Origin of the sequence: Thauera mechernichensis (genome assembly GCF_029588855.1) — a bacterium.
GTDB classification, from domain to species: Bacteria; Pseudomonadota; Gammaproteobacteria; order Burkholderiales; family Rhodocyclaceae; genus Thauera; species Thauera mechernichensis.
The window spans coordinates 182,680-206,873 of record NZ_JARQZE010000002.1; the positions used below are offsets into that span (position 1 = coordinate 182,680).

Consider the following 24,194-nt stretch of genomic DNA (forward strand, 5'->3'; position numbering starts at 1 on the left):
CGCGGGCCGCCATGGTGGCCCGCTGTGTGATCGAGACATGTCAAGAATCCAGACCGTATTCCAGCGCCTGCAGGCCGAAGGCCGCAAGGCGCTGATCCCCTTCGTCACTGCCGGCTTCCCGAGTCCTGAGTTGAGCCTGCCGCTGATGCAGGCCCTCGTCGACGGGGGCGCCGACATCATCGAGCTTGGTGTTCCGTTCTCCGACCCCATGGCCGATGGCCCGACCATCCAGCGCGCATCCGAGCGTGCCCTGGCTCAGGGCATGAGCCTGCGCAAGGTGCTCGAGATCGTACGGGCGTTCCGCGCAACCGATGCCGCCACGCCGGTGGTGCTCATGGGCTATGCCAATCCGATCGAGGCCATGGGGGCCGAGCGCTTCGTCAGTGCCGCGGCCGAAGCCGGGGTCGATGGCGTGCTGGTGGTCGACTACCCGCCAGAGGAGTGCGTCGGCTTTGCCGCCACGGCCAAGGCCGGTGGCCTCGATCCGATCTTCCTGCTCGCGCCGACCTCGTCCGAGCAGCGCTATGCGGACGTCGCGTCTGCCGGCAGCGGCTACATCTACTACGTTTCGCTCAAGGGCGTCACCGGTAGCGCAAAGCTGGACGTCGAGGAGGTTGCGCGCCGCATTCCGGACATCCGCGCGGCCGTCGGCATGCCGGTGGGCGTCGGTTTCGGCATCCGCGATGCGGAGAGTGCGCGCGCGGTTGGCGCAGTGGCCGACGCGGTGGTGATCGGCAGCCGCATCATCGAAGAGATCGAGAACAACCCTGGCGAGGAGGTTGCACGCGTTGCCGCCTTCATGCGCGACATCCGCTGCGCGCTTGACGACCTCGCCACCGGTAAAGGAGTGACTCAATGAGTTGGTTGCAAAAGCTGCTGCCGCCCAAGATCAAGCGCGGCGAAGTGTCCGCGCGCAGCAAGTCGATTCCCGAGGGGTTGTGGAGCAAGTGCGAAGGCTGCGAGTCGGTGCTTTACCGTTCGGACCTCGACAGCAGCCTGGGCGTTTGCCCCAAGTGCGGGCATCACCATCGCCTGCGCGCGCGCAGGCGGCTCGACGTGCTGCTCGACGCCGAGGGGCGGGTCGAGATCGGTGCCGAGGTGACGCCGGTCGATGCGCTCAAGTTCAAGGATTCGCGCAAGTATCCGGAGCGCTTGTCGACCGCGACCGCCGACACGGGCGAAGCAGACGCGATGGTGGTGATGCAGGGCGCAATCAAGAGCCTGCCGGTGGTCGTGGCCTGCTTCGAATTCGAGTTCCTGGGCGGCTCGATGGGTTCGGTCGTGGGTGAGCGCTTCGTGCGCGGCGCCAGGCGTGCCTACGAGCAGCGCATCCCCTTCATCTGCATTACCGCCTCGGGCGGTGCTCGCATGCAGGAGGGGCTGCTGTCGCTGATGCAGATGGCCAAGACCACGGCTGCGATCACGCGTCTTGCCGAGCGCAGGCTGCCCTTCGTCACCGTGCTGACCGACCCCACAATGGGGGGGGTGTCCGCCAGTTTTGCCTTCATGGGCGACGTGGTGATCGCAGAGCCGAACGCGCTCATCGGTTTTGCCGGCCCGCGCGTCATCGAGCAAACGGTGCGCGAGAAGCTGCCAGAAGGCTTCCAGCGCGCCGAGTTCCTGCTCGACAAAGGGGCGATCGATCTGATCGTGGATCGACGCGAGATGCGCGACGAGATCGCAGGCGTGCTTGCCATGCTGACGCGCCAGCCTGCGGACGCGGTTTCGGCGTGAGGCCTGCGGTGGTTGCGGATCCGGGGCTGCCAGCCAGCCTCGAGGGCTGGCTGGCCTTGCTCGAGCAGCGCCATGGGCAACGCATCGAGCTCGGTCTCGAGCGTGTGCGCAAGGTCCAGCAGGCGATGGCTGCAGGCAGCGAGGCCTTGGTCATCACCGTCGGCGGTACCAACGGCAAGGGCTCGTGCTGTGCGATGCTCGAGGGCATTCTGCTGGCGGCAGGTTATCGCGTCGGTTGCTACACATCGCCCCACCTGTTGCGCTACAACGAGCGTGTTCGCATCGACGGCAGGGATGTCGACGACGAGCGCCTGGTGCAAGGCTTTGCCGCCGTCGAGGCGGTGCGCGGCGACACGCCGCTGACCTATTTCGAGCATGGCACGCTCGCGGCGTGGTCGGTGCTGGCGGGCGAAGGGCTCGATGTGATCGTCCTGGAGGTCGGTCTGGGTGGCCGGCTCGATGCGGTCAACCTTTTCGATTCCGACTGCGCGATCGTGACCAGCGTGGCAATGGACCACATGGAGTTCCTCGGCGATTCGCGCGAGGCGATTGGCTACGAGAAGGCGGGTATCTTCCGCACGGGTTGTCCGGCCGTGTGCGGAGACCCCCAACCACCTGCGACCTTGGTGGACCATGCAGCGGCCATTGGGGCAGAGCTGTGGATCAGCGGTCGGGATTTCGGTTTTGGTGGTGACCGCCAGCAGTGGGGCTACTGGCGTTACGAGCGGCCGCGTGCCCAGGGCGGTCTCGTAAAGCGTGGCGGGCTGGCATATCCGGCCTTGCGCGGTGCCAACCAGTTGCTCAACGCCTCTGCGGTCATCACCGCGCTCGAGTTGTTGCGTGCGCGGCTGCCCGTGTCCATGCAGCATGTGCGTCAGGGACTGATGCTGGTCGAGGTGCCCGGGCGCTTTCAGGTGCTGCCGGGGCGCCCGGCGGTGGTGCTCGACGTCGCGCACAATCCGCAGGCAGCGGGTGTGCTGGCGGAGAACCTCGGCAGCATGGGTTTCTTTCCGGAAACATGGGCCGTGCTCGGCATGTTGGCAGACAAGGACGTCGAGGGGGTGGTCGAGCGTCTGGCTGGGCGCGTCGACCACTGGCTGCTCGCCGACCTGCCCGGCGCGCGCGGCCTTTCGGCACAAGACCTTGCCGCACGTGTGCGCGCGGCTGGCGGTGCGGGCGATATCCGTTGCTACGAACAGCCGGCTGCTGCGTTTGCTGCAGCGCAAGATGCTGCAGCCGAGGGTGATAGAATCGTCGTCTTTGGCTCGTTCCTGACAGTGGCCGATGTGCTTGCGGCGATCAAGGCCGCACGCCAGCGATGAGGTTCTCCCGGTGAGTGACGCTGACAACCTGGATATCAAGAAGCGCGCGCGCCGACGTCTGGTCGGCGCGGTTGCGCTCGCCTTGCTGGCTGCCATCGTGTTGCCCATGATGATGGACCCGGAGCCGCACCCTTCGGTGCAGGACATCCAGATCACGATCCCCGATCGGGCCGCAGCCCCTGCGCTGAAGCGGCCGGCTGCTCCCGCGGAGTCTGTGGCGGCCGTGCCACCTGCCGTATCCGAGGATGACGATGTGGCCGCCGATGGCCCGCAGTTGGTTGCGGTCGATCCGGTCGAGCCGCCCCCTGCAGAGAAAACGCCTGCGGCTCCGCCGCCTGCGCCTGCCACGACAGCGCGGCCGCCTGCGGTAGCGCCTCAGGCGCCGCCGGTGCGCCAGGAGGCATCGCCGGCGGCAAAGCCGGCGCCAAGCCGAGCGGCAACCGATGCCGACGAGGAGGCGAGGGTGCGTGCGATCCTTTCGGGCCAGCCCGTGCCGCCACGTGGCGAGGCCTTCGTGATCCAGGTCGGCGCCTTCAGCGATGCCGCCAAGGCTGCCCGCCTTGCCGATGAACTCAAGGCGCAGGGCTTCCAGGCCTTCACCGAGCGCTCGGGCAGCGTGACACGAGTACGCGTCGGCCCGATCACGGGCCGGCAGGCAGCCGACTCGGTGGCCGCGCGCCTGAAGGCGTCGGGCCATCAGGCCGTCCTGCAGCCGCGTTGAGCCGCAGCCATGACAGTGTTCGACTACGTCTTCCTGGGTGTGCTCGGCTTTTCGGCTGCGATCGGCATGTGGCGAGGGCTGGTGAGCGAGGTTGTCGCCCTGCTGGCCTGGGTGGCAGCACTTTTTGCGGCCTGGCGCTATAACGAACAGGCAGCGGCGTTCTTCACCGGCATGATCGTGGAGCCGGTGTGGAGGCAGGTTGCGGGCGGCGCGCTGGTGGTGGTTGCAGTGCTGCTGATCGCGGCCTTGCTGCGCTACCTGCTGCGGGAGCTGTTGCGCGCTGCCGGCCTGGGGGCGACGGACCGCTTCTTCGGTGCATTGTTCGGCGTTGCACGCGGGCTTGCGGTCGCGTTCGTCGTCGTCCTGGTCGGCGGTATCGCGGGCGTGGCGCGCGAGCCCTGGTGGTCGCAGGCGCTGTTTTCGGCGCCGATGGAATCGGCCGTGATTGCTGCAAAACCCTGGCTGCCCGACGAGGTGGCCGACAAGATTCGATTCAGATAGGCATACCTCCATGTGTGGAATTCTCGGTGTCGTCGCGACTTCTCCGGTCAACCAGCTTCTTTATGATGGACTGCAGGTCCTGCAGCACCGCGGCCAGGATGCGGCGGGCATTGCTACCTCGGAGGGCGGGCGCTTTCACATGCACAAGGGCTCGGGCCTCGTGCGCGACGTCTTTCGTACGCGCAACATGCGCAACCTGACCGGTAACTGGGGAATCGGCCATGTGCGTTATCCGACCGCGGGCTCGGCCTACAACGCGGCCGAGGCACAGCCTTTCTACGTCAACTCGCCGTTCGGGCTGCTGCTCGCGCACAACGGCAACCTGACCAATGCGGACGAACTCAAGCGCGAGATGTACCTCTCGGACCTGCGCCACATCAACACCAGCAGCGATTCCGAAGTGCTGCTGAATGTGCTGGCACATGAACTGCAGGCAGCGAGCAAGGGGCTCAAGCTCGACGAGGACGCGATCTTCACCGCAGTGGCCGGCGTGCATCGGCGCTGCCGTGGTGCCTATGCGGTCGTTGCCATGATCGCCGGCTACGGGCTGCTGGCGTTCCGCGATCCTTACGGGATCCGACCGCTGGTCATCGGCCGCAACGACACGGCTGCGGGCAGCGAGTGGCTGGTCGCCTCCGAGTCGGTCGCCCTCGATGTGCTGGGCTTCCGCTTGTTGCGTGACGTCGCGCCGGGCGAGGCCGTGCTGGTCGATATCGAGGGGCGCTTCCACAGCCGCCAGTGCGCAGCCAAGACGGTGCACGCACCATGCATGTTCGAGTTCGTCTACCTGGCGCGACCCGATTCGATCATCGACGGCGTGTCGGTCTATGAGTCGCGCATGAAGATGGGCGAGTTCCTGGCCGACAAGATGAAGCGGACCATGCCCAAGGTGCACATCGACGTGGTGATCCCGATCCCGGACTCGAGCCGGCCGTCGGCCATGCAGATGGCGCATCGCCTGGGCTTGCCCTTCCGCGAGGGTTTCGTCAAGAACCGCTACATCGGGCGCACCTTCATCATGCCGGGCCAGGCGACGCGCAAGAAGTCTGTGCGCCAGAAGCTCAACACGATTCACCAGGAGTTCAAGGGCAAGAGCGTGTTGCTGGTTGACGACTCGATCGTCCGTGGCACCACGAGCAAGGAGATCGTGAATATGGCGCGCGAAGCTGGCGCGACCCAGGTCTACCTCGCGTCTGCGGCGCCTCCCGTGCGCTATGCCAATGTGTATGGGATCGACATGCCCACGCGCGGTGAGCTGATCGCCTCGGATCGCAACGATGAGGAGATTTGCCGCGAGATCGGGGCTGACGGCCTCATCTACCAGGATCTCGACGATCTGAAGGCTTCCGTGCGGGCGCTCAATCCCGCCCTTAGCTTCTTCGAGACGTCCTGTTTCGATGGCAGCTACATTACCGGCGACATCACGGCCGAGTATTTGAACGGCGTCGAGAATCAGCGTAGCGAGCCCGCGGCGGGCAAGGGTGATGCCGGCGACCATGGCGACGACGGCGAGGGCGGCGAGGGTGGCCAGCTCGACCTCAATCTCGCCTCCGCTGGCGACCACTGAGCCTGCTGACGCCCTGCACGCAAGCCTCCTGAACATCCCATTGCAGCGAACATGAGCCTTCCAGATCCGCATTCTCTTCACCCCGACACGCTCGCCGTGCGTTCGGGCATCGAGCGCAGCCAGTTCGGAGAACATGGGGAGGCGATGTACCTGACCTCCAGCTTCGTGTTCGAGAACGCAGCACAGGCGGCGGCGCGCTTCTCGGGTGAGGAGGAGGGCTATGTCTATGCCCGTTTCTCGAACCCGACAGTGAGTGCGCTGCAGACCCGGCTTGCTGCGCTTGAAGGCGCAGAGGGCTGTGTAGCGACTGCCTCCGGAATGTCGGCGATTCTTGCACTCGCAATGGCGACGCTGCAGGCGGGCGACCATGTGGTCGCGTCCAATGGTTTGTTCGGGGCCACGCAGCAATTGTTTGGCGGCATCCTTTCCAGGTTCGGCATTCAAACGACCTTCGTCCCGACCACCGACCTCGATGCCTGGCGCGATGCCACGCAGCCGAGGACACGGCTATTCTTTACCGAGACGCCCTCGAATCCGCTGACCGAAGTGGTCGATATTGCGGCCGTGGCCGACATCGCACACGAGGCCGGGGCGCTGCTGGCCGTCGATAACTGCTTCTGCTCACCGGCCTTGCAGCGTCCGCTCGACTTCGGTGCGGATGTCGTCGTGCATTCGGCGACGAAGTATCTGGACGGCCAGGGCAGGGTACTGGGCGGGGCCGTGGCGGGCCGCAAGCTCGTTACCGATGAGGTGTTCAAGTTCCTGCGCACAGCCGGGCCGACGCTGTCGCCCTTCAATGCCTGGGTGATCTTCAAGGGTCTTGAAACCTTGCGCGTACGCATGGAGGCGCAGTCGGCGAGCGCGCTGGAGTTGGCGAAATGGCTCGAAGCCCAGCCTGGTGTGGCGCGGGTGTACTACCCTGGCTTGCGCTCTCACCCCCAGCACGAACTGGCAATGCGCCAACAGAAGACGGGTGGAGCAATCGTCAGTTTCGACGTCGAGGGCGGTCGCGATGCCGCCTGGAAGGTGGTCGACTCGACCCGGCTGATCTCGATCACGGCCAATCTGGGCGACACCAAGACCACGATCACGCATCCTGCGACCACCACTCACGGCCGCATCAGCGCCGAGGCGCGAGCCAGCGCGGGGATCGGCGACGGCCTGCTGCGCGTGGCGGTCGGTCTCGAGCACGTCGACGACATCAAGGAAGACCTGGCGCGCGGCCTGGCGCGCTGAGCGCGCAGCCGGATTGCTCAGCCGGCGCTTGTGCCGGTGTGGGCGCTGAACCGGCTGCCGTCGAAGGCTAGCCAACAGGCGGCGCCCCGCCAGTCGGAGAGCACGTGGCGCGCGCACTCGCGGCCATCGACCTTCAGCGCGTGGTGGTCCGGGCGGTGGGTGTGGCCGTGGACAAAGATTGGGTAGTCGTGGCTGCGGAGCAGGGCTGCGACCGCCTCCGCGTTGACGTCCATGATCTCCATCGATTTTCCGGCCTTGGCGGTTTCGCTCTTCTGGCGCAGGCTGGCGATGAAGGCCTTGCGCGCAGCCAGGGGTTCAGCGAGGAAGCCGGCTTGCCAGGCAGGGTCCCGTACCTGGCGGCGGTAGGCCTGGTAGGCGAGGTCGTCTGTGCACAGGGCGTCGCCGTGTGAGAGCAGGAGCACGGGGGCGTTTGCCGCGTCACCGAAGCGCACGCATGCGGGGTCATCGAGCAGGGTCGCGCCGATCGCGGTCGCAAAGGCCGGGCCGGCAAGCAGGTCGCGGTTGCCGGTCATGAAGTGCACTGCGGTGCCACTGCACGAGAGCGTGCGGATTGCTTCTGCAATGCGCGCATTGAAGGGCGTGGCAAGATCGTCGTCACCCGCCCAGTATTCGAACAGGTCGCCGAGGATGAACAGGCTCGCCGCCTCGCGTGCCGGGCCCTCCAGGAAGGCGAGGAAGGCCTCGACGTTGGCTGGTTCGTCTTCGCTCAGGTGCAGGTCGGAGATGAACAATGCCGGAAGGGCCGCGCGTGCGGCCTCCGGCATCGGCGCGCCAGACCCGTCCGGAACCGCCGGCTGCGGGCTGGCTTGCGAGGCGCTGCGCGTGGTCACGATCAGGCGACTTCGGCGCGCTCGATGACCACGTCCTCCTTGGGCACGTCCTGGTGGAAGCCGCTGGAGCCGGTCTTGACCTTGCGGATCGAGTCGACCACATCCAGGCCCTCGGTGACACGGCCGAACACGCAGTAGCCCCAGCCCTGGGTGTCGGGCGAGCGGTGGTTGAGGAAGTCGTTATCGGCAACGTTGATGAAGAACTGCGCGGTGGCGGAGTGGGGCGCCTGGGTGCGCGCCATGGCGATGGTGCCGCGTTCGTTCTTCAGGCCGTTGTCGGCTTCGTTCTTGATCTGTTCGCCGGTGGGCTTCTGGTTCATGCCGGGCTCGAAACCGCCGCCCTGGATCATGAAGCCGTCAATGACCCGGTGGAAGATGGTGTTGTCGTAGTGGCCGGCTTCCACATAGGCGAGGAAGTTGGCGACCGTGACCGGTGCCTTGTCGGCGTCGAGTTCGAGGGTGATGACGCCGTGGTTGGTGTGCAACTTGACTGCCATGTGGTGCTCTCCTGGGGAGGTTGTTGTCGTCCGGGCAGTGCGTGCGCTCGCCCGTCCATTGAAGGGCCCTTCTTACTTGCCGGCCTTGCCTGCCGGAGTGTCGAGCAGGCGGGCGCTTTCCACGACCACGGGCTCGACCGGCACGTTCTGGTGGAAACCGCGGTTCGCGGTCGGGACCTTGGCGATCCTGTCGACCACGTCCATGCCCTTCACCACCTTGCCGAACACGGCGTAGCCCCAGCCGTCGCGCGAAGGGTAGTCGAGGAAGGTGTTGGGGACGAGGTTGATGAAGAACTGTGCCGAGGCCGAGTGTGGGTCGGCGGTGCGCGCCATGGCCAGGGTGCCGGGTTCGTTCCTGAGGCCGTTCTTCGCTTCGTTCTCGATCGGGGCGCGGGTGCTCTTTTGCTTCATGTCGGCGTCGAAGCCACCGCCCTGGACCATGAAGCCATCGATCACACGGTGAAAGATGGTGCCGTTGTAGTGACCGTCCTTGACGTACTGGACGAAGTTCTCTGCCGACTTCGGCGCCTTGTCGGCGAACAGTTCGACCACGATCTCGCCTTGGTTGGTCTTGAGTTCGACCATCGGGTTGGCGGCCAGCGTGCTCAAGGCACTCGCTGCGAGCACTGCAAAGGCGATCAATTGCTTTTTCATGGGGTCTCCGGTGCTTGGCCGCATGGCCACGGGCGTGAAGGCATCTCAGGACTGGCGCAGGCTCTCGCACAGATGTCGCGAACCTTCCTTGCAGGCAGGGATGACGAAAGGGCGAGGTCCGCTGCCGTGGTATATTTGCGCCCTGCCGATGCGGGCCTGGAGCCCGCTGGACGCAAGATTCTAGCAACAAGCCCCACCCCTCACAATCGCGCTCACAGCGTGCTTCATCTTCGGTATTTCCGTCATCCCGATGCTCAACATCTACAACACCCTGTCGCGCAACAAGGAAGTCTTCACGCCCATCGAACCTGGCAAGGTCCGCATGTACGTTTGCGGCATGACGGTGTACGACTTCTGTCACCTCGGGCATGCACGCGTGATGGTGGTGTTCGACATGGTGGCGCGCTGGCTGCGTGCGAGCGGGCTGGACGTCACCTACGTGCGCAACATTACCGACATCGATGACAAGATCATCCGTCGCGCGCAGGAGAATGGCGAGACCATCCGCGCGCTCACCGACCGCTTCATCGCAGCGATGCACGAGGACGCCGATGCACTGGGCGTGCTGCGCCCCGACCACGAGCCGCGCGCCACCGACTACGTTGCCCAGATGCAGTCGCTGATCTCGCGCCTCGAGCACAAAGGCCTCGCCTACGTCGCCGCCAACCGCGACGTGTGCTACGCGGTGCGCAAGTTCGAGGGCTACGGCAAGCTGTCGGGCAAGTCGCTCGACGAGTTGCGCGCCGGTGAGCGTGTCGACGTGGCGCAGGACAAGAACGACCCGCTCGACTTCGTGCTGTGGAAGCACGCCAAGACCGAAGAGCCTGGCGAGGTGAAGTGGGCGTCGCCGTGGGGCGAGGGCCGGCCCGGCTGGCACATCGAGTGCTCGGCAATGAGCTCGGATCTGCTCGGCGACCACTTCGACATCCACGGTGGTGGCATGGACCTGCAGTTCCCGCACCACGAGAACGAGATCGCCCAGTCCGAGGGCGCGCACGGCCACGCCTTCGTCAATTACTGGATGCACAACGGCTTCGTGCGCGTCGATGACGAGAAGATGTCGAAGTCGCTCGGCAACTTCTTCACCATCCGCGAGGTGCTGCAGAAGTACGACCCCGAGGTGGTGCGCTTCTTCATCCTGCGTGCGCACTACCGTAGCGCGCTCAACTACTCCGACACCCACCTCGAGGACGCCCGCAACGCGCTCACGCGCCTTTATACCGCGCTGAAGAACGTGCCGGTGCAGGGCGATGCCGAGGTGGATTGGGAAGAGGCTCACGCCCGGCGTTTCCGCGCGGCGATGGACGACGACTTCAACACCGCAGAGGCGGTCGCGGCGCTGTTCGAACTGGCGAACGAGGTCAACCGCAGTGCGTCGCCCGCTCTGGCGCGGCAACTCAAGGCCCTGGCAGGCGTGCTGGGCCTGCTTCAGCGCGACCCGCGGGCCTTCTTGCAGGCTGGCGCTGCGGATGCGGCGGGCCTTGATGCCGGTGAGATCGAAGCCCGCATTGCGGCGCGCGCCGCAGCCAAGAAGGCAAAGGATTACGCCGAGGCTGATCGGATCCGGACCGAGCTGACCGCGGCCGGCATCGTCCTGGAGGACGGGCCTGGCGGCACCACCTGGCGCCGCGCCTGACGCCTGAGGTAGTGCGCATCGGCGCACGAGGCCCAGGCCACGGACTGCAAGAGATGTAAAAACGCCCGCTCCTGCATTGCAGGGCGGGCGTTCTTCCGATGGGTAGCCCGGGCTCAGTTGCCGAAGAAGTCGCGCACCTTGTCCATCCAGCCTTTGGCTTTGGGGTTGTGGCGGTCGGCGTTACCGCTGGAGATCTCTTCGAACTCGCGCAGCAACTCCTTCTGGCGATCGGTGAGACTGACCGGCGTCTCGACTACGACGTGGCACATCAGGTCGCCATGCGCATGGCTGCGTACGTTCTTGATGCCCTTGCCGCGCAGGCGGAAGACCTTGCCGCTCTGGGTTTCGGCCGGGATCTTCAGGCGCGCCATGCCTTCGAGAGTCGGAATCTCGATCTCGCCGCCGAGGGCTGCCGTGGTGATGCTGATCGGCATCTCGCAGTGCAGGTCGTCGTGGTCGCGCTCGAACACCGCGTGCTTGCGGATGTGGATCTCGACGTAGAGGTCGCCCGGCGGGCCACCGTTGACGCCGGGTTCGCCATGGCCGGCGTGGCGCAGGCGCATGCCTTCGTCGATACCGGCGGGAATCTTCACCTCCAGCGTCTTCTGCTTCTTCACCCTGCCGGCACCGCCGCAGTCGCGGCAGGGGTCGGGGATGATCCTGCCGCTGCCATGGCACTTCGGGCAGGTCTGCTGGATCGAGAAGAAACCCTGCTGCACGCGCACCTGGCCGTGGCCGTTACAGGTCGGGCAGGTCTTGGGCTGGGTGCCGGGCTTGGCGCCGCTGCCGTGGCAGGTGCCGCATTCCTCGACGGTGGGGATGCGGATGGTCTTCTCCGCGCCACGCGCAGCCTCCTCGAGCGTGATCTCGAGGTTGTAGCGCAGGTCGGCGCCGCGATAGACGTTGGAGCGGCCGCCGCGGCCTCCGCCGCCGAACAGGTCGCCGAAGATGTCGCCGAAGGCATCGGCGAAGCCGCTTTCGAAGCCCTGACCGCCGCCACCCATCGACGGGTCGACACCGGCGTGGCCGTAGCGGTCGTAGGCCGCCTTCTTCTGCGGGTCGGAGAGCATCTCGTAGGCCTCCTTGGCCTCCTTGAACTTCTCTTCCGCTTCCTTGTTGTCCGGATTGCGGTCCGGGTGGAACTTCATGGCCAGCTTGCGGTAGGCCTTCTTGATCTCATCGTCGCCGGCGTCGCGGTTGACGCCGAGGACTTCGTAGTAATCCCTTTTGGACATGGTGCGTCGCTCAGTCTGGTCTCAAGCAAAGGCCGAGCCGACGCCAGAGCAGGGCTCCGGCGGGGCTCGGCCGCGAAGGGGTCGCCAGAGTGACGATTACTTCTTGTCCTTCACTTCGGTGAATTCGGCATCCACCACGTCGGCATCCTCGGCCTTGCCGCCAGCCTGCTGGCCACCGGCTGCGCCCTGGGCACCGCCTTCGGTCTGGGCCTGGGCGTACATCTGCTCGCCGAGCTTCTGCGCTGCCATGGCCAGGGCCTGGCTCTTGGCTTCGATGGTGTCCTTGTCGCCGCTCTTGATGGCCTCTTCGGCGTCCTTGATCGCGGCTTCGATCTTGGCCTTCTCGTCGTCGGAGAGCTTGTCGCCGTACTCGCCCAGCGCCTTCTTGGTCGAGTGGATCAGCGCGTCGCACTGGTTGCGGGCGTCGACCAGTTCGTGGGCCTTCTTGTCTTCCTCGGCGTGTGCCTCGGCGTCGCGCACCATGCGCTCGACTTCCTCGTCCGACAGACCGGAGTTGGCCTGGATCTTGATCTTGTTCTCCTTGCCGGTGGCCTTGTCCTTGGCCGACACGTGCAGGATGCCGTTGGCGTCGATGTCGAAGGTGACCTCGATTTGCGGCATGCCGCGCGGCGCCGGCGGGATGTCGGAGAGGTTGAACTGGCCCAGGCTCTTGTTGCCCGAGGCCATCTCGCGCTCGCCCTGCAGCACGTGGATGGTCACCGCGCTCTGGTTGTCGTCGGCGGTGGAGAATACCTGGCTGGCCTTGGTCGGGATCGTGGTGTTCTTCTGGATCAGCTTGGTCATCACGCCGCCCAGGGTCTCGATGCCCAGCGACAGCGGGGTGACGTCGAGCAGCAGTACGTCCTTGACCTCGCCCTGCAGCACGCCGCCCTGGATGGAGGCGCCCACGGCGACGGCCTCGTCCGGGTTCACGTCACGGCGCGGTTCCTTGCCGAAGAATTCCTTCACCTTGTCGATGACCTTGGGCATGCGGGTCTGGCCGCCGACCAGGATCACGTCGTCGATGTCCGACACCTTGAGGCCGGCGTCCTTGAGGGCGATGCGGCAGGGCGCGATCGAGCGCTCGATCAGGTCTTCGACCAGCGACTCGAACTTGGCGCGGGTGATCTTGATCGCCAGGTGCTTCGGGCCCGAGGCGTCGGCAGTGATGTAGGGCAGGTTGATCTCGGTCTGCTGGCCCGAGGACAGCTCGATCTTGGCCTTCTCGGCCGCTTCCTTCAGGCGCTGCAGTGCGAGCACGTCGTTCTTGAGATCGACGCCCTGTTCCTTTTTGAACTCGGTGACGATGTAGTCGATGATGCGCTGGTCGAAGTCCTCGCCACCCAGGAAGGTGTCGCCGTTGGTCGCCAGCACTTCGAACTGGTGCTCGCCGTCGAGGTCGGCGATCTCGATGATCGAGATGTCGAAGGTGCCGCCGCCGAGGTCATACACGGCGATCTTGGAGTCGCCCGGCTTCTTGTCCATGCCGAAGGCGAGCGCGGCCGCGGTCGGCTCGTTGATGATGCGCTTGACCTCGAGGCCGGCGATGCGGCCGGCGTCCTTGGTGGCCTGGCGCTGGCTGTCGTTGAAGTAAGCCGGCACGGTGATGACTGCTTCGGTCACTTCCTCGCCGAGGTAGTCCTCGGCGGTCTTCTTCATCTTGCGAAGGATCTCGGCGGAAACCTGCGGCGGTGCGATCTTCTTGCCACGCACTTCAACCCAGGCGTCGCCGTTGTCGGCCTTGGCGATGGTGAAGGGCATCATGGCGATGTCCTTCTGGACTTCCTTCTCTTCGAAGCGACGGCCGATCAGGCGCTTGATTGCGAACAGGGTGTTCTTGGCGTTGGTGACGGCCTGGCGCTTGGCCGGCGCGCCGCACAGGATTTCACCGTCCTCGGCGTAGGCCACCACCGACGGGGTGGTGCGTGCGCCTTCGGAGTTTTCGATGACCTTCGGCTTGCCGCCTTCCATCACGGAGACGCAGCTGTTGGTGGTGCCGAGGTCGATGCCGATGATCTTGCCCATGAGTGTTCCTTCTCAGTCAGTTCAGTCTTTATTTGGAGGCGCGGCTCGTAGCGCGCCGGTCTGGATCGAATATGGGGGGGCGCGCAACGGTTTCAAGCCGCCGCGCGCAGATTCCTTACTGGCCCTTGGCCTTTGCCACCATGACCAGTGCCGGGCGGAGGACGCGCTCGTTGAGCAGATAGCCCTTCTGCAGCACCGTGACCACGGTGTTGGGTTCGGCGTCCGACTCGACCGCGCTGATCGCCTGATGCTTGTTCGGATCGAACTTCTGGCCAACGGGGTTCTCTTCGGCCAGGCTCGCGCCTTCGAAAGCGGCGACAAGTTGCTTGAGCGTCAACTCGACGCCTTCGCGCAGCTTCTCGACGGTCTGGTTGTCCACCGCGAGGGCTGCCTCCAGGCTGTCCTTGACCGGCAGCATCGCGCTGGCGAACTTCTCGGCGGCAAACTTGGCGGCCTTGCCGATGTCTTCCTGCGCGCGGCGACGCACATTCTCGGTCTCGGCCTTGGCGCGCAGCCAGGCGTCGTGATGCTCGGCGGCCTTCAGTTCGGCCTGTCGCAGGCTCTCCTCGAGGCTGGGCATGCTGTCGATCGCGTTGGATGCATCGCTGGCGGCGTGTTCGGCGGTGGCAGCCTGGACTTCCAGTTCATCGGCGGGCGTCGTCGAAGGGTTCTGTTCCTGCATGGATAAGGCTCCCGTAAATTCCTGACGCTGGTAAATTGGGGTCGGTCTGGTCATTTCAAGGGCTGGAGCCGCATTTTTTCGGCCGAGGATCTGAAACATGCGAACGAGCGATCTGGTTGCGCTGCCGATGCGCAATCTTGCCGAGGCGCAAGCGCTGGTGAGTCTGGTGCAGCTCGCGCTGCAGGCGCGCGGCCTTGCCCTGCGCGCGCCACCGCCAGTGCCCGACAGCTGCTGCGGGCGCGGTTGCAACGGCTGCGTGTGGGAGGGGTATTACGCGGCGCTACGTTTCTGGCGCGAGGATGCCATCGCCGCGCTGGAGTGATCGTGCCTTGAGCATGCGCCGATGCCCAAGGCGGGGCGGGCGGAGGGCGCGCGTGTTAATATTTCGCGTTTTGGTAAACGCGGTACGCCCGCTCCCAGCATGACTCAGTTCGCCAAGGAAACTCTGCCGATCAGCCTTGAAGAGGAGATGCGGCACTCCTACCTCGATTACGCAATGAGCGTGATCGTGGGTCGGGCACTCCCGGATGCGCGCGACGGCCTCAAGCCGGTGCATCGGCGCGTGTTGTTCGCAATGCACGAGCTGTCCAACGACTGGAACCGCGCCTACAAGAAGTCAGCGCGTATCGTCGGTGACGTCATTGGTAAGTACCACCCGCACGGCGATACGGCGGTGTACGACACCATCGTGCGCATGGCGCAGGATTTCTCGCTGCGCTACATGCTGGTCGATGGACAGGGTAACTTCGGCTCGGTCGACGGCGACAACGCGGCGGCGATGCGTTACACCGAAATCCGCATGGCGCGCATCGGCCACGAGCTGCTGGCCGACATCGACAAGGAAACGGTGGACTTCGGCCCGAACTACGACGGCTCGGAGAAGGAGCCGCTGGTCATGCCGGCGCGCATTCCGAACCTGCTGATCAACGGTTCGAGCGGCATCGCGGTCGGCATGGCGACCAACATCCCGCCGCATAACCTCGGTGAGGTGGTCGACGCCTGCCTGAAGCTGCTCGAGGATCCCGACACCGATATCGAGGCGCTGATCGACATCGTCCAGGCGCCGGACTTCCCGACCGCGGGCCTCATCTACGGCCTTGCTGGCGTGCGCGAGGGCTACCGCACCGGCCGCGGTCGCGTGATCATGCGTGCGCGCACCCACTTCGAGCCCATCGGCAAGACCGACCGCCAGGCCATCATCGTTGACGAGCTGCCCTACCAGGTGAACAAGCGCACCTTGCAGGAGCGCATGGCCGAGCTGGTCAACGAGAAGAAGATCGAGGGCATCAGCGAGATCCGCGATGAGTCCGACAAGTCGGGCATGCGCCTGGTGATCGAGTTGAAGCGCGGCGAGATGCCCGAGGTGGTGCTCAACAAGCTGTTCAAGCACACCCAGCTGCAGGACAGCTTCGGCATGAACATGGTGGCGCTGGTCGACGGCAAGCCGCGCCTGCTCAACCTCAAGCAGATGCTGGTGTGCTTCCTCGAGCATCGTCGCGAGGTCGTCACCCGCCGCACCATCTTCGAACTGCGCAAGGCGCGTGACCGCGGTCACATCCTCGAAGGTCTGGCGGTGGCGCTGTCCAACGTCGACGAGATCATTGCGCTGATCAAGGCTGCGCCCACGCCTTCCGACGCCAAGCGCGAACTGATGGCGCGCGAGTGGCGCTCGGCGCTGGTCGAAGAGATGCTGTCGCGCGCGCTCGCCGACAGCTACCGGCCGGAAGGGCTGGATCCGCAGTACGGCCTGCAGGCGCAGGGCTACCGTCTGTCCGAAACCCAGGCCCAGGCGATTCTCGAACTGCGCCTGCAGCGTCTGACCGGCCTCGAGCAGGACAAGATCGTCGGCGAATACCGCGAGGTGATGGACGTCATCACCGACCTGCTCGACATCCTGGCGCGCCCCGAGCGCATCACTGCGATCATCGTCGACGAGCTCGGTGCGATCCGCAATCAGTTTGGGGACCCGCGCCGCTCGGAGCTGGTGATGAACACCGCCGAGATCAACATCGAGGACTTGATCACGCCGGAAGACATGGTCGTGACCCTGTCGCACACCGGCTACTTCAAGCGCCAGCCGCTGGCCGACTACCGTGCCCAGCGTCGCGGCGGCCGCGGCAAGCAGGCCACCTCGATGAAGGACGAGGACTTCATCGACCATCTCTTCGTCGCCAACACCCACGACACCGTGCTGTGCTTCTCCAGCCGCGGGCGCTGCTACTGGCTCAAGGTGTACGAGGTGCCCGAAGGTACGCGCAACTCGCGCGGCAAGCCCATCGTCAATCTCTTCCCGCTGATCGAAGGTGAGAAGATCACTGCGGTGCTGCCGATCAAGGAGTTCGACGAGGAGCACTTCGTGTTCATGGCGACCTCGGAAGGCACGGTCAAGAAGACGGCGCTCACCGCCTTCTCCAACCCGCGCAAGGCCGGCATCATCGCCGTCAATCTGGACGACGGCGACCACCTGATCGGGGTGGCGATCACCGACGGCCAGTGCGACGTGATGTTGTTCTCCGACGCCGGCAAGGCGGTGCGCTTTGCCGAGACCGACGTGCGCCCGATGGGGCGCGATGCGCGCGGCGTGCGTGGCATGATGCTCGAGGACGGCCAGTCGGTGATCGCCATGCTGGTGGCCAAGGACGAGTCGCAGTCAGTGCTGACTGCGACCGAAAACGGCTACGGCAAGCGCACGCCGGTGGCCGAATACACCCGCCATGGCCGCGGCACCAAGGGCATGATCGCGATCCAGACCAGCGACCGCAACGGCAAGCTGGTGGCTGCGGTGCTGGTCGAGCCCAGCGACGAAATCATGCTGATCTCGACCGGCGGCGTGCTCATCCGAACTGGTGTGGAGAGCATCCGCGAGATGGGTCGTTCGACCCAGGGCGTGACGCTGATCAGCCTCGATGAAGGCACCTGGCTTGCCAGCGTCGAGAAGGTGGCCGAGTCCGAGTCGGACGAGAGCATGCGTGTCAATGGCGAAGGTGAGACCGAGGAGGAGGCAGCCGCCTCGGTGCAGAGGCCTGCGGGCGAGGCGGGCGATGCTGCTGACGGATCTGCCGATGGCGAGGAGGGTGGCGCCTGATGAGTCGCGTATGGAACTTCAGCGCGGGTCCAGCGGCGCTGCCCGAAGAGGTGCTGCGCCAGGCCGCCGACGAGATGCTCGACTGGCAAGGCAGCGGTATGGGCGTGATGGAAATGAGCCATCGCGGCAAGGAGTTCACCGCCATTGCCGCCCAGGCTGAGGCGGACCTGCGCGAGCTGCTGGCGGTGCCGGCGAACTACCGCATCCTCTTCATGCAGGGCGGCGCGATCGCCGAGAACGCGATCATCCCGATGAACCTGATGGGCGGCAGGCGCGTGGCCGACTATGTGGTCACCGGCGCGTGGTCGCAGAAGTCGCAGAAGGAGGCGCGCAAGTACGCCGAGGTGAACATCGTGGCCACCTCCGAGGCGAGCGGCTTCGCGACCGTGCCGCCGATGACGGACTGGAGGCTGTCTGCCGATCCGGCGTATGTGTTCACCTGCACCAACGAGACCATCGGCGGCGTCGAGTACCCCTTCGAGCCCGATCTGACGCAGATCGGCTGCGGCGAGGTGCCGGTGGTGGCCGACATGTCCTCGCACATCCTGTCGCGCGCGATCGACGTGGCCAAGTACGGCTTGATCTTCGGCGGCGCACAGAAGAACATCGGCCCGGCGGGCCTGACCATCGTGATCGTGCGCGAGGACCTGCTCGGGCGCGCGATGCCGCACTGCCCGAGCGCCTTCGATTACAAGACCGTGGCCGACAACGGCTCGATGTACAACACGCCGCCCACCTACGCGATCTACATCGCCGGCCTGGTCTTCCAGTGGCTCAAGCGCGAGGGCGGTTTGGCGGCGGTCGAGGCGCACAACATTGCCAAGGCGAAGCTGCTGTACGACTTCCTCGATGCCAGCGACTTCTACGAGAATCGCATCGACCCGGCTTGCCGTTCGCGCATGAACGTGCCCTTCTTCCTGAAGGATGAGTCCTTGAACGAGGCCTTCCTGGCAGAGTCGAGAGCGGCCGGCCTGGTGCAGCTGAAGGGGCACAAGTCGGTCGGCGGCATGCGGGCATCGATCTACAACGCGATGCCGATCGCAGGCGTGCAGGCGCTGGTCGATTTCATGCGCGACTTCGCTGCTCGCCGCGGCTGAGCGCGCCGGGCAGCACACGAACGAGAACCACACGCGGAACTTGAAGGGGGCCATGGGCCGAGCATGAGCGACGAACTGCTGAAACTGCGCAACGAGATCGACCGCCTCGATGAGGAAATCCTCGCCCGCCTGTCCGAGCGCGCGCGCTGCGCGCAACGGGTCGGGGAGATCAAACGCGGCGTCATGTACTACCGCCCCGAGCGTGAGGCCCAGGTGCTGCGCCGCTTGGCCGAACTCAACCCCGGGCCCTTGTCACCCGATGCGGTGAAGACCATCTTCCGCGAGGTCATGTCGGCCTGCCTGGGCTTGGAGCAGCCGCTGCGCGTGGCCTATCTCGGCCCGGCCGGGACCTTCTCCGAAAGTGCCAGCCGCAAGCATTTCGGCTCCGCGCCCAATTTCATGGCCATGGCGGCGATCGACGACGTCTTTCGAGCGGTCGAGGCAGGCAATGCCGACTACGGCGTGGTGCCGGTCGAGAACTCTACCGAGGGGGCGGTGGGCGGCACGCTTGACTTGCTCCTCGCCAATCCGCTCAAGGTGTGCGGCGAGGTGCGCTTGCGCATCCACCAGCAGCTGATGTCGCGCGCCGACGGCATCGGCGCGGCCCGCCGTGTCTACTCGCATGCCCAGTCGCTGGCGCAGTGCCACGAGTGGCTGAACCGCAACCTGCCGCATCTGCCGCGCATCCCGGTGGCGAGCAATGCCGAGGCCGCGCGCATGGCCTCAGAGGATCCGGAGTCCTGCGCCATCGCCGGTGAGGCGGCCGCGCAACTCTACGGCCTCAACATTCTCGCCCCCAACATCGAGGATGATCCCAACAACACGACGCGCTTCCTGGTCATCGCCGACCATGACGCGGGCCCCTCCGGCCAGGATCGCACCTCGTTGGTGTTCTCGGCACCGAACCGTCCCGGCGCCATCCATGGCCTGCTCGAACCCATGGCCCGCCATGGGGTCGACATGACCAAGCTGCAGTCGCGGCCGGCGCGCTCGGGGCTGTGGGAGTATGTGTTCTACGCGGACATCAATGGACACCGCGACGATCCCGAGGTGGCGGCTGCGCTTGCCGAACTCAACGATCGCGCAGCGTTCGTCAAGGTCATCGGCTCGTATCCGGTGGCGGCAATCTGACACAGCGCGAGCGCGCGCGGCTGGCGCCGGTGCGCGACGCTTGATGCTGCAGCCCGACCGGCATGCAGAACAAACAGGAGAAGACGATGAGCATCGCCTCGATGGCACCCGACTACATCCGCTCGATCATGGCCTACCAGCCGGGCAAGCCCATCTCGGAGCTCGCTCGCGAGATGGGGCTGGCCGAATCGAGCATCGTCAAGCTCGCATCGAACGAGAATCCGCTCGGCATGAGCCCTGCGGCGCGCGACGCCGCACGCGATGCGATAGGCGATGTGGCGCGCTACCCGGACGGTGGCGCTTTCGCACTCAAGAGCGCGTTGTGCAACAAGTTTGGCCTGGCCCCTGAGCAGATCGTGGTCGGCAACGGCTCCAACGACATCCTGGAACTGGTGTCGCAGGCTTTTCTGGCGCCGGGGTTGTCGGCGGTCTATTCGCAGCACGCGTTCGCGGTCTATCCGCTGGCGACGCATGCGCGCGGCGCGCGTGGAATCGAGGTGCCTGCGCGCAACTTCGGTCATGATCTGGCGGCGATGTTGGCTGCGATCCGGCCGCAGACGCGTGTGGTTTTCGTCGCCAATCCGAATAATCCCACCGGCACCTTCGTTCCGGGGGGCGAGCTGGAGGCGTTCATCAGTGCGGTGCCCAAACATGTGCTGGTGGTGCTCGACGAGGCTTACACCGAATACCTTGCGCCCGAGCAGCGCTACGACGCGATGGCCTGGGTAGGGCGCTATCCGAACCTGCTCGTTTCGCGCACCTTCTCCAAGGCTTATGGCCTGGCCGGGCTGCGCGTCGGCTACGCAGTGACGCATCCCGAGGTGGCCGATCTGATGAACCGGGTTCGCCAGCCGTTCAACGTGACCAGCGTCGGTCTGGCGGCGGCCGAGGCGGCGCTGGGCGACGAAGAGTTCATCGCCCGCAGTGCCGAGATCAACCGACGCGGCATGGTCCAACTTACCCAGGCCTTTGCCGAACTGGGGCTGGAGTGGATTCCGTCGTTTGGAAACTTCGTCACCTTCAAGGTCGGTGATGCGATCGGTATCAACCAGGCACTGCTCAAGCAGGGCGTCATCGTGCGTCCGATTGCAGCCTATGGCATGCCGCACTGGCTGCGTGTCTCGATCGGCCTGCCCGAAGAGAACGCCCGTTTCATCGCTGCGCTTCGCCGCGCCCTGTCCTGAGTGGAGGGTGCAGGATGGCCCTGATCGGCAAGCTCGTCATCTGCGGCGTCGGCCTCATCGGCGGCTCCTTTGCCCTTGCCTTGCGCCGTGCCGGGCAGGTGGGGCGGGTTGTCGGCGTAGGGCGGCGCCCCGAGCCCCTGCAGCGGGCACTCGCGCTGGGTGTGATCGACGAGGTCGCGGCCGGCTGGGCGGATGCGCTCGACGGCGCCGACCTGGTCCTGCTTGCAGCGCCCGTTGGCCAGATGGACGCGATCATGGCGGCGATGGCGCCTCACCTGCGGCCAGGTACGGTAGTCACGGATGCGGGCAGCACCAAGCGTGACGTGATCGAGGCGGTGCACCGCCACCTCTCCGGCGCACTTGCCGATGTCGTGCCTGCGCACCCGATTGCAGGTGCGGAAAAGAGCGGCGTCGAAGCCGCGTTTGCCGAGCTCTACATCGGACGCAAGGCAGTGCTGACCCCGCTGCCCGAGAGTCGCGCAGCGGCGGTCGAGCTCGTGCGTGCCGCCTGGGAAGCCTGTGGTGCACGCGTGGTGGACATGAGCCCCGGCGAGCACGACCGGGTCTTTGCGGCGGTCAGTCATCTGCCGCACCTGTTGGCGTTCGGCCTGGTCGATGACTTCGCACGCAGACCCAACGCGCCCTTGCTGTTTTCCCATGCGGCGGGCGGCTTCCGCGACTTCACCCGCATCGCGGGCAGTCATCCCGAGATGTGGCGCGATATCTGCATCGCCAACCGGGTCGCCTTGCTCGACGAGCTTGACGCTTATCTCGGTGAGCTCGCCCACCTGCGTGGGCTGCTTGAGGCCGGTGATGGCGCCGGTCTCGAGGCGGTGTTCGAGCGTGCACGCCGGGCGCGCAATGCATGGGCAGAGGGCTTGCCGGTACAGGCCGCAGAATAGCGCGGCGGTGCCGCCGCATCGGCTGCAGTCCTGGCTGGCCCGAGAGTGGCGCTGTGACCGCCGTGCTCGCCGCTGGAGCCGCTCCCGTTCTTCCCGCCCCGCATCTTGGGGCGATCCCTGAGAGGTGATGATGGAATTTCTCGATTTGCCGCCGATGCTCGGTGCAGCCGGTACGGTTCGCCTGCCGGGCTCGAAGAGCATTTCCAACCGGGTCCTGCTGCTTGCTGCGCTTGCCGAGGGCGAGACCGAGATTCGCGATCTGCTGCTGTCGGACGATGTCGAGCGCATGCTCGACGCCCTGCAGACGCTTGGCGTGTGCTGGGAGCGCAATGGCGACTCGCTCGACTACCGCGTGCGGGGCGTTGGCGGACCGTTTCCGGTCAAGCATGCCGAGCTCTTCCTTGGCAATGCCGGTACCGCCTTCCGGCCGTTGACCGCAGCCCTGGCCTTGTCGGGGGGCGAGTACCGCCTCTCGGGTGTGCCGCGCATGCATGAGCGCCCGATCGGCGACCTCGTCGACGCGCTGCGTGCACTCGGTGCCGACATCATGTGCACCGCCAACGAGGGCTATCCGCCGCTGCACCTGCGACCGGCAAGCATCCGCTCGGGCGGTGTGGTCAGGGTGCGGGGCGACGTGTCTAGCCAGTTCCTTACCGCTCTGCTGATGGCGCTCCCGCTGACGGGAGTGGAAACTACGGTCGAGGTCGTCGGCGAACTCATCTCCAAACCCTACATCCGCATCACGCTCGAATTGATGGCGCGCTTCGGCGTGCAGGTCGAGCAGCATGGCTGGGAGCGCTTCGTCGTGCCCGGCGGCGCCCGCTATCGAAGCCCGGGAACGGTGTTCGTCGAAGGCGACGCGTCGTCGGCCTCTTACTTTCTGGCGGCGGGGGCGATCGGCGGTGGCCCGCTGCGGGTCGAAGGGGTGGGGCGGGCGAGCATCCAGGGCGATGTACGCTTTGCCGAAGCGCTCGAGCAACTCGGCGCCCGCATCACCATGGGAGACAACTGGATCGAGGCCGCGGCGCCGGCCGAGGGAGGCCTCAAGGCCTTCGATCTGGACCTCAACCACATCCCGGACGCGGCGATGACGCTGGCGGTGGCAGCGTTGTTTGCCGACGGTCCCTGCCGGCTGCGCAATATCGCCAGCTGGCGCGTCAAGGAGACTGACCGCATCGCGGCGATGGCGATCGAGCTGCGCAAGGTCGGGGCGCAGATCGAGGAGGGCGAGGACTACCTCGTGGTGACGCCGCCGGCGCGCCTGCAGCCGGCAGCGATCGATACCTACGACGATCATCGTATGGCCATGTGCTTCTCGCTCGTCACGCTGGGCGGATGCCGGCTCCGCATCAACGATCCGCGCTGCGTCAACAAGACCTTCCCGGGCTATTTCGACGTGTTCGGGCAGGTGGCGCGAGCCGTGCCGGTCGTCGCCATCGATGGGCCGTCGGCTTCGGGCAAGGGGACGGTGGCGGCGCGCGTGGCGGAGGCGCTGGGCTGGCATTGTCTGGACAGCGGCTCGCTGTACCGGCTGGTTGCGCTTGCGGCCATGCGTGCAGGCATTGCGCTGGATGACGAGGCGGGCGTCGCAGCGATTGCCGCGGACCTCCCGGCACGTTTCGAGAACGGCCTTATCCTGCTCGCAGGCGAGGATGTCAGCGATGCGATCCGCTCCGAGACCTGCTCGGTCGGGGCGTCGAAGGTGGCGGTGTTGGGGCAGGTGCGCGAGGCCCTGCTCGACCGCCAGCGCGACTATCGCATCGGCCCCGGCCTGGTGGCCGAGGGGCGCGATATCGGCTCAGTGGTGTTCCCCGACGCCGGGGTGAAGGTGTTCCTGACCGCCAGCGCTGAGTCGCGTGCCGAGCGCCGCTATAAGCAGTTGATGGAAAAGGGAATGCCTGCTAATATCCAAAGTCTTCTGAAGGACCTTCAGGAACGGGATGCGCGCGATGCCGCCCGGCCTGTCGCGCCCCTCGTGAAACTGCCGGATGCGGTGCTGCTCGATACCACCGAGAGGTCCGTCGACGAGGCCGTGGCCTTCGTGCTCGACCTCGTTCGGGCGGGTGGCTAGGCGTCCGGCCTGAAACCGTCGCGCAGAAGCGTGGGCTTCGGCGCGTTTTTTCTTGAACCAACC

21 protein-coding genes are annotated in these 24,194 nt (G+C 65.8%); 15 read left to right on the forward strand and 6 right to left on the reverse strand.

Annotated elements, in window-relative coordinates; all coding sequences use genetic code 11:
- Positions 1–37: 37 nt before the first annotated feature.
- From trpA to P7F68_RS03795, 7 genes are read left to right on the forward strand one after another with little or no spacing between them, the layout of a single operon-like run.
- Complete coding sequence (trpA, locus tag P7F68_RS03765) at positions 38–859, forward strand: tryptophan synthase subunit alpha (protein ID WP_002923795.1); 822 nt, start codon at positions 38–40, stop codon at positions 857–859.
- Positions 856–1,734: an acetyl-CoA carboxylase, carboxyltransferase subunit beta gene (accD, locus tag P7F68_RS03770; RefSeq protein ID WP_002935755.1), complete on the forward strand. Its 879-nt coding sequence runs from the start codon at positions 856–858 to the stop codon at positions 1,732–1,734. The genes trpA and accD overlap by 4 nt, the downstream gene beginning before the upstream one ends.
- An 8-nt stretch (positions 1,735–1,742) precedes the next feature.
- Positions 1,743–3,056, forward strand: a complete 1,314-nt coding sequence (gene folC, locus P7F68_RS03775) for a bifunctional tetrahydrofolate synthase/dihydrofolate synthase (RefSeq protein WP_002923797.1) — start codon at positions 1,743–1,745, stop codon at positions 3,054–3,056.
- A gap of 10 nt (positions 3,057–3,066) precedes the next feature.
- Positions 3,067–3,777: an SPOR domain-containing protein gene (locus P7F68_RS03780; RefSeq protein ID WP_002935750.1), complete on the forward strand. Its 711-nt coding sequence runs from the start codon at positions 3,067–3,069 to the stop codon at positions 3,775–3,777.
- A gap of 9 nt (positions 3,778–3,786) precedes the next feature.
- On the forward strand, positions 3,787–4,278 hold the full coding sequence (locus P7F68_RS03785; RefSeq protein ID WP_002923799.1) for a CvpA family protein: 492 nt from the start codon (positions 3,787–3,789) through the stop codon (positions 4,276–4,278).
- A gap of 10 nt (positions 4,279–4,288) precedes the next feature.
- Positions 4,289–5,845: an amidophosphoribosyltransferase gene (gene purF, locus P7F68_RS03790; protein WP_002923800.1), complete on the forward strand. Its 1,557-nt coding sequence runs from the start codon at positions 4,289–4,291 to the stop codon at positions 5,843–5,845.
- Positions 5,846–5,896: 51 nt separating this feature from the next.
- The gene (locus P7F68_RS03795; protein ID WP_002935748.1) at positions 5,897–7,081 is read left to right on the forward strand and encodes an O-succinylhomoserine sulfhydrylase; all 1,185 of its coding nucleotides are present in this window, start codon (positions 5,897–5,899) and stop codon (positions 7,079–7,081) included.
- 17 nt (positions 7,082–7,098) lie between these two features.
- Here P7F68_RS03795 and P7F68_RS03800 read toward each other — a convergent pair whose 3' ends face one another.
- The 3 genes from P7F68_RS03800 to P7F68_RS03810 form a co-directional block, all read right to left on the reverse strand.
- A complete protein-coding gene (locus P7F68_RS03800; protein WP_277831221.1) occupies positions 7,099–7,866 on the reverse strand; it encodes a UDP-2,3-diacylglucosamine diphosphatase in 768 nt (255 codons plus the stop codon).
- A 68-nt stretch (positions 7,867–7,934) separates the two neighbouring features.
- Positions 7,935–8,429, reverse strand: a complete 495-nt coding sequence (locus P7F68_RS03805) for a peptidylprolyl isomerase (RefSeq protein WP_002923803.1) — start codon at positions 8,427–8,429, stop codon at positions 7,935–7,937.
- Between the two features lie 72 nt (positions 8,430–8,501).
- On the reverse strand, positions 8,502–9,083 hold the full coding sequence (locus P7F68_RS03810) for a peptidylprolyl isomerase (protein ID WP_277830842.1): 582 nt from the start codon (positions 9,081–9,083) through the stop codon (positions 8,502–8,504).
- Positions 9,084–9,333: 250 nt separating this feature from the next.
- On the opposite strand from P7F68_RS03810, the gene cysS reads away from it, so the two are divergent.
- On the forward strand, positions 9,334–10,719 hold the full coding sequence (cysS, locus tag P7F68_RS03815; protein WP_002935743.1) for a cysteine--tRNA ligase: 1,386 nt from the start codon (positions 9,334–9,336) through the stop codon (positions 10,717–10,719).
- Between the two features lie 113 nt (positions 10,720–10,832).
- Here cysS and dnaJ read toward each other — a convergent pair whose 3' ends face one another.
- The 3 genes from dnaJ to grpE form a co-directional block, all read right to left on the reverse strand.
- Positions 10,833–11,954 carry a molecular chaperone DnaJ gene (dnaJ, locus tag P7F68_RS03820; RefSeq protein WP_277830844.1) on the reverse strand — a complete coding sequence of 374 codons (1,122 nt, stop codon included), beginning with the start codon at positions 11,952–11,954 and terminating at the stop codon, positions 10,833–10,835.
- Positions 11,955–12,050: 96 nt separating this feature from the next.
- The gene (dnaK, locus tag P7F68_RS03825) at positions 12,051–13,979 is read right to left on the reverse strand and encodes a molecular chaperone DnaK (RefSeq protein ID WP_277830846.1); all 1,929 of its coding nucleotides are present in this window, start codon (positions 13,977–13,979) and stop codon (positions 12,051–12,053) included.
- Positions 13,980–14,094: 115 nt separating this feature from the next.
- Positions 14,095–14,661 carry a nucleotide exchange factor GrpE gene (grpE, locus tag P7F68_RS03830; protein WP_002935740.1) on the reverse strand — a complete coding sequence of 189 codons (567 nt, stop codon included), beginning with the start codon at positions 14,659–14,661 and terminating at the stop codon, positions 14,095–14,097.
- A gap of 97 nt (positions 14,662–14,758) precedes the next feature.
- Between grpE and P7F68_RS03835 the strand changes: the two genes are divergently transcribed.
- The 7 genes from P7F68_RS03835 (at position 14,759) to P7F68_RS03865 (ending at position 24,131) form a co-directional block, all read left to right on the forward strand.
- Positions 14,759–14,983, forward strand: coding sequence for an oxidoreductase-like domain-containing protein (locus P7F68_RS03835; RefSeq protein WP_002923814.1), 225 nt, complete (start codon positions 14,759–14,761; stop codon positions 14,981–14,983).
- Between the two features lie 99 nt (positions 14,984–15,082).
- Positions 15,083–17,746: a DNA gyrase subunit A gene (gyrA, locus tag P7F68_RS03840; RefSeq protein ID WP_002935739.1), complete on the forward strand. Its 2,664-nt coding sequence runs from the start codon at positions 15,083–15,085 to the stop codon at positions 17,744–17,746.
- Complete coding sequence (gene serC, locus P7F68_RS03845) at positions 17,746–18,843, forward strand: 3-phosphoserine/phosphohydroxythreonine transaminase (protein WP_277830854.1); 1,098 nt, start codon at positions 17,746–17,748, stop codon at positions 18,841–18,843. Before gyrA ends, serC begins: the two co-directional genes overlap by 1 nt.
- Positions 18,844–18,906: 63 nt before the next feature.
- Complete coding sequence (gene pheA / locus P7F68_RS03850; protein WP_002923817.1) at positions 18,907–19,974, forward strand: prephenate dehydratase; 1,068 nt, start codon at positions 18,907–18,909, stop codon at positions 19,972–19,974.
- Between the two features lie 86 nt (positions 19,975–20,060).
- Positions 20,061–21,158: a histidinol-phosphate transaminase gene (gene hisC / locus P7F68_RS03855; RefSeq protein WP_277831223.1), complete on the forward strand. Its 1,098-nt coding sequence runs from the start codon at positions 20,061–20,063 to the stop codon at positions 21,156–21,158.
- Positions 21,159–21,172: 14 nt separating this feature from the next.
- Positions 21,173–22,060 (forward strand): prephenate dehydrogenase, encoded by an 888-nt coding sequence (locus P7F68_RS03860; protein ID WP_002923819.1) that lies wholly within the window; start codon positions 21,173–21,175, stop codon positions 22,058–22,060.
- A gap of 130 nt (positions 22,061–22,190) precedes the next feature.
- Positions 22,191–24,131, forward strand: a complete 1,941-nt coding sequence (locus P7F68_RS03865; RefSeq protein WP_277830859.1) for a bifunctional 3-phosphoshikimate 1-carboxyvinyltransferase/cytidylate kinase — start codon at positions 22,191–22,193, stop codon at positions 24,129–24,131.
- Positions 24,132–24,194: the final 63 nt, after the last annotated feature.

Bases quoted from the DNA above. Each gene is read 5' to 3' on its own strand.
- trpA (WP_002923795.1), top strand. From the start codon at position 38: ATGTCAAGAATCCAGACCGTATTCCAGCGCCTGCAGGCCGAAGGCCGC.
- accD (WP_002935755.1), top strand. From the start codon at position 856: ATGAGTTGGTTGCAAAAGCTGCTGCCGCCCAAGATCAAGCGCGGCGAA.
- P7F68_RS03785 (WP_002923799.1), top strand. From the start codon at position 3,787: ATGACAGTGTTCGACTACGTCTTCCTGGGTGTGCTCGGCTTTTCGGCT.
- purF (WP_002923800.1), top strand. From the start codon at position 4,289: ATGTGTGGAATTCTCGGTGTCGTCGCGACTTCTCCGGTCAACCAGCTT.
- P7F68_RS03795 (WP_002935748.1), top strand. From the start codon at position 5,897: ATGAGCCTTCCAGATCCGCATTCTCTTCACCCCGACACGCTCGCCGTG.
- P7F68_RS03800 (WP_277831221.1), bottom strand. From the start codon at position 7,866: ATGCCGGAGGCCGCACGCGCGGCCCTTCCGGCATTGTTCATCTCCGAC.
- P7F68_RS03805 (WP_002923803.1), bottom strand. From the start codon at position 8,429: ATGGCAGTCAAGTTGCACACCAACCACGGCGTCATCACCCTCGAACTC.
- P7F68_RS03810 (WP_277830842.1), bottom strand. From the start codon at position 9,083: ATGAAAAAGCAATTGATCGCCTTTGCAGTGCTCGCAGCGAGTGCCTTG.
- cysS (WP_002935743.1), top strand. From the start codon at position 9,334: ATGCTCAACATCTACAACACCCTGTCGCGCAACAAGGAAGTCTTCACG.
- dnaJ (WP_277830844.1), bottom strand. From the start codon at position 11,954: ATGTCCAAAAGGGATTACTACGAAGTCCTCGGCGTCAACCGCGACGCC.
- dnaK (WP_277830846.1), bottom strand. From the start codon at position 13,979: ATGGGCAAGATCATCGGCATCGACCTCGGCACCACCAACAGCTGCGTC.
- grpE (WP_002935740.1), bottom strand. From the start codon at position 14,661: ATGCAGGAACAGAACCCTTCGACGACGCCCGCCGATGAACTGGAAGTC.
- P7F68_RS03835 (WP_002923814.1), top strand. From the start codon at position 14,759: ATGCGAACGAGCGATCTGGTTGCGCTGCCGATGCGCAATCTTGCCGAG.
- gyrA (WP_002935739.1), top strand. From the start codon at position 15,083: ATGACTCAGTTCGCCAAGGAAACTCTGCCGATCAGCCTTGAAGAGGAG.
- serC (WP_277830854.1), top strand. From the start codon at position 17,746: ATGAGTCGCGTATGGAACTTCAGCGCGGGTCCAGCGGCGCTGCCCGAA.
- pheA (WP_002923817.1), top strand. From the start codon at position 18,907: ATGAGCGACGAACTGCTGAAACTGCGCAACGAGATCGACCGCCTCGAT.
- hisC (WP_277831223.1), top strand. From the start codon at position 20,061: ATGAGCATCGCCTCGATGGCACCCGACTACATCCGCTCGATCATGGCC.
- P7F68_RS03860 (WP_002923819.1), top strand. From the start codon at position 21,173: ATGGCCCTGATCGGCAAGCTCGTCATCTGCGGCGTCGGCCTCATCGGC.
- P7F68_RS03865 (WP_277830859.1), top strand. From the start codon at position 22,191: ATGGAATTTCTCGATTTGCCGCCGATGCTCGGTGCAGCCGGTACGGTT.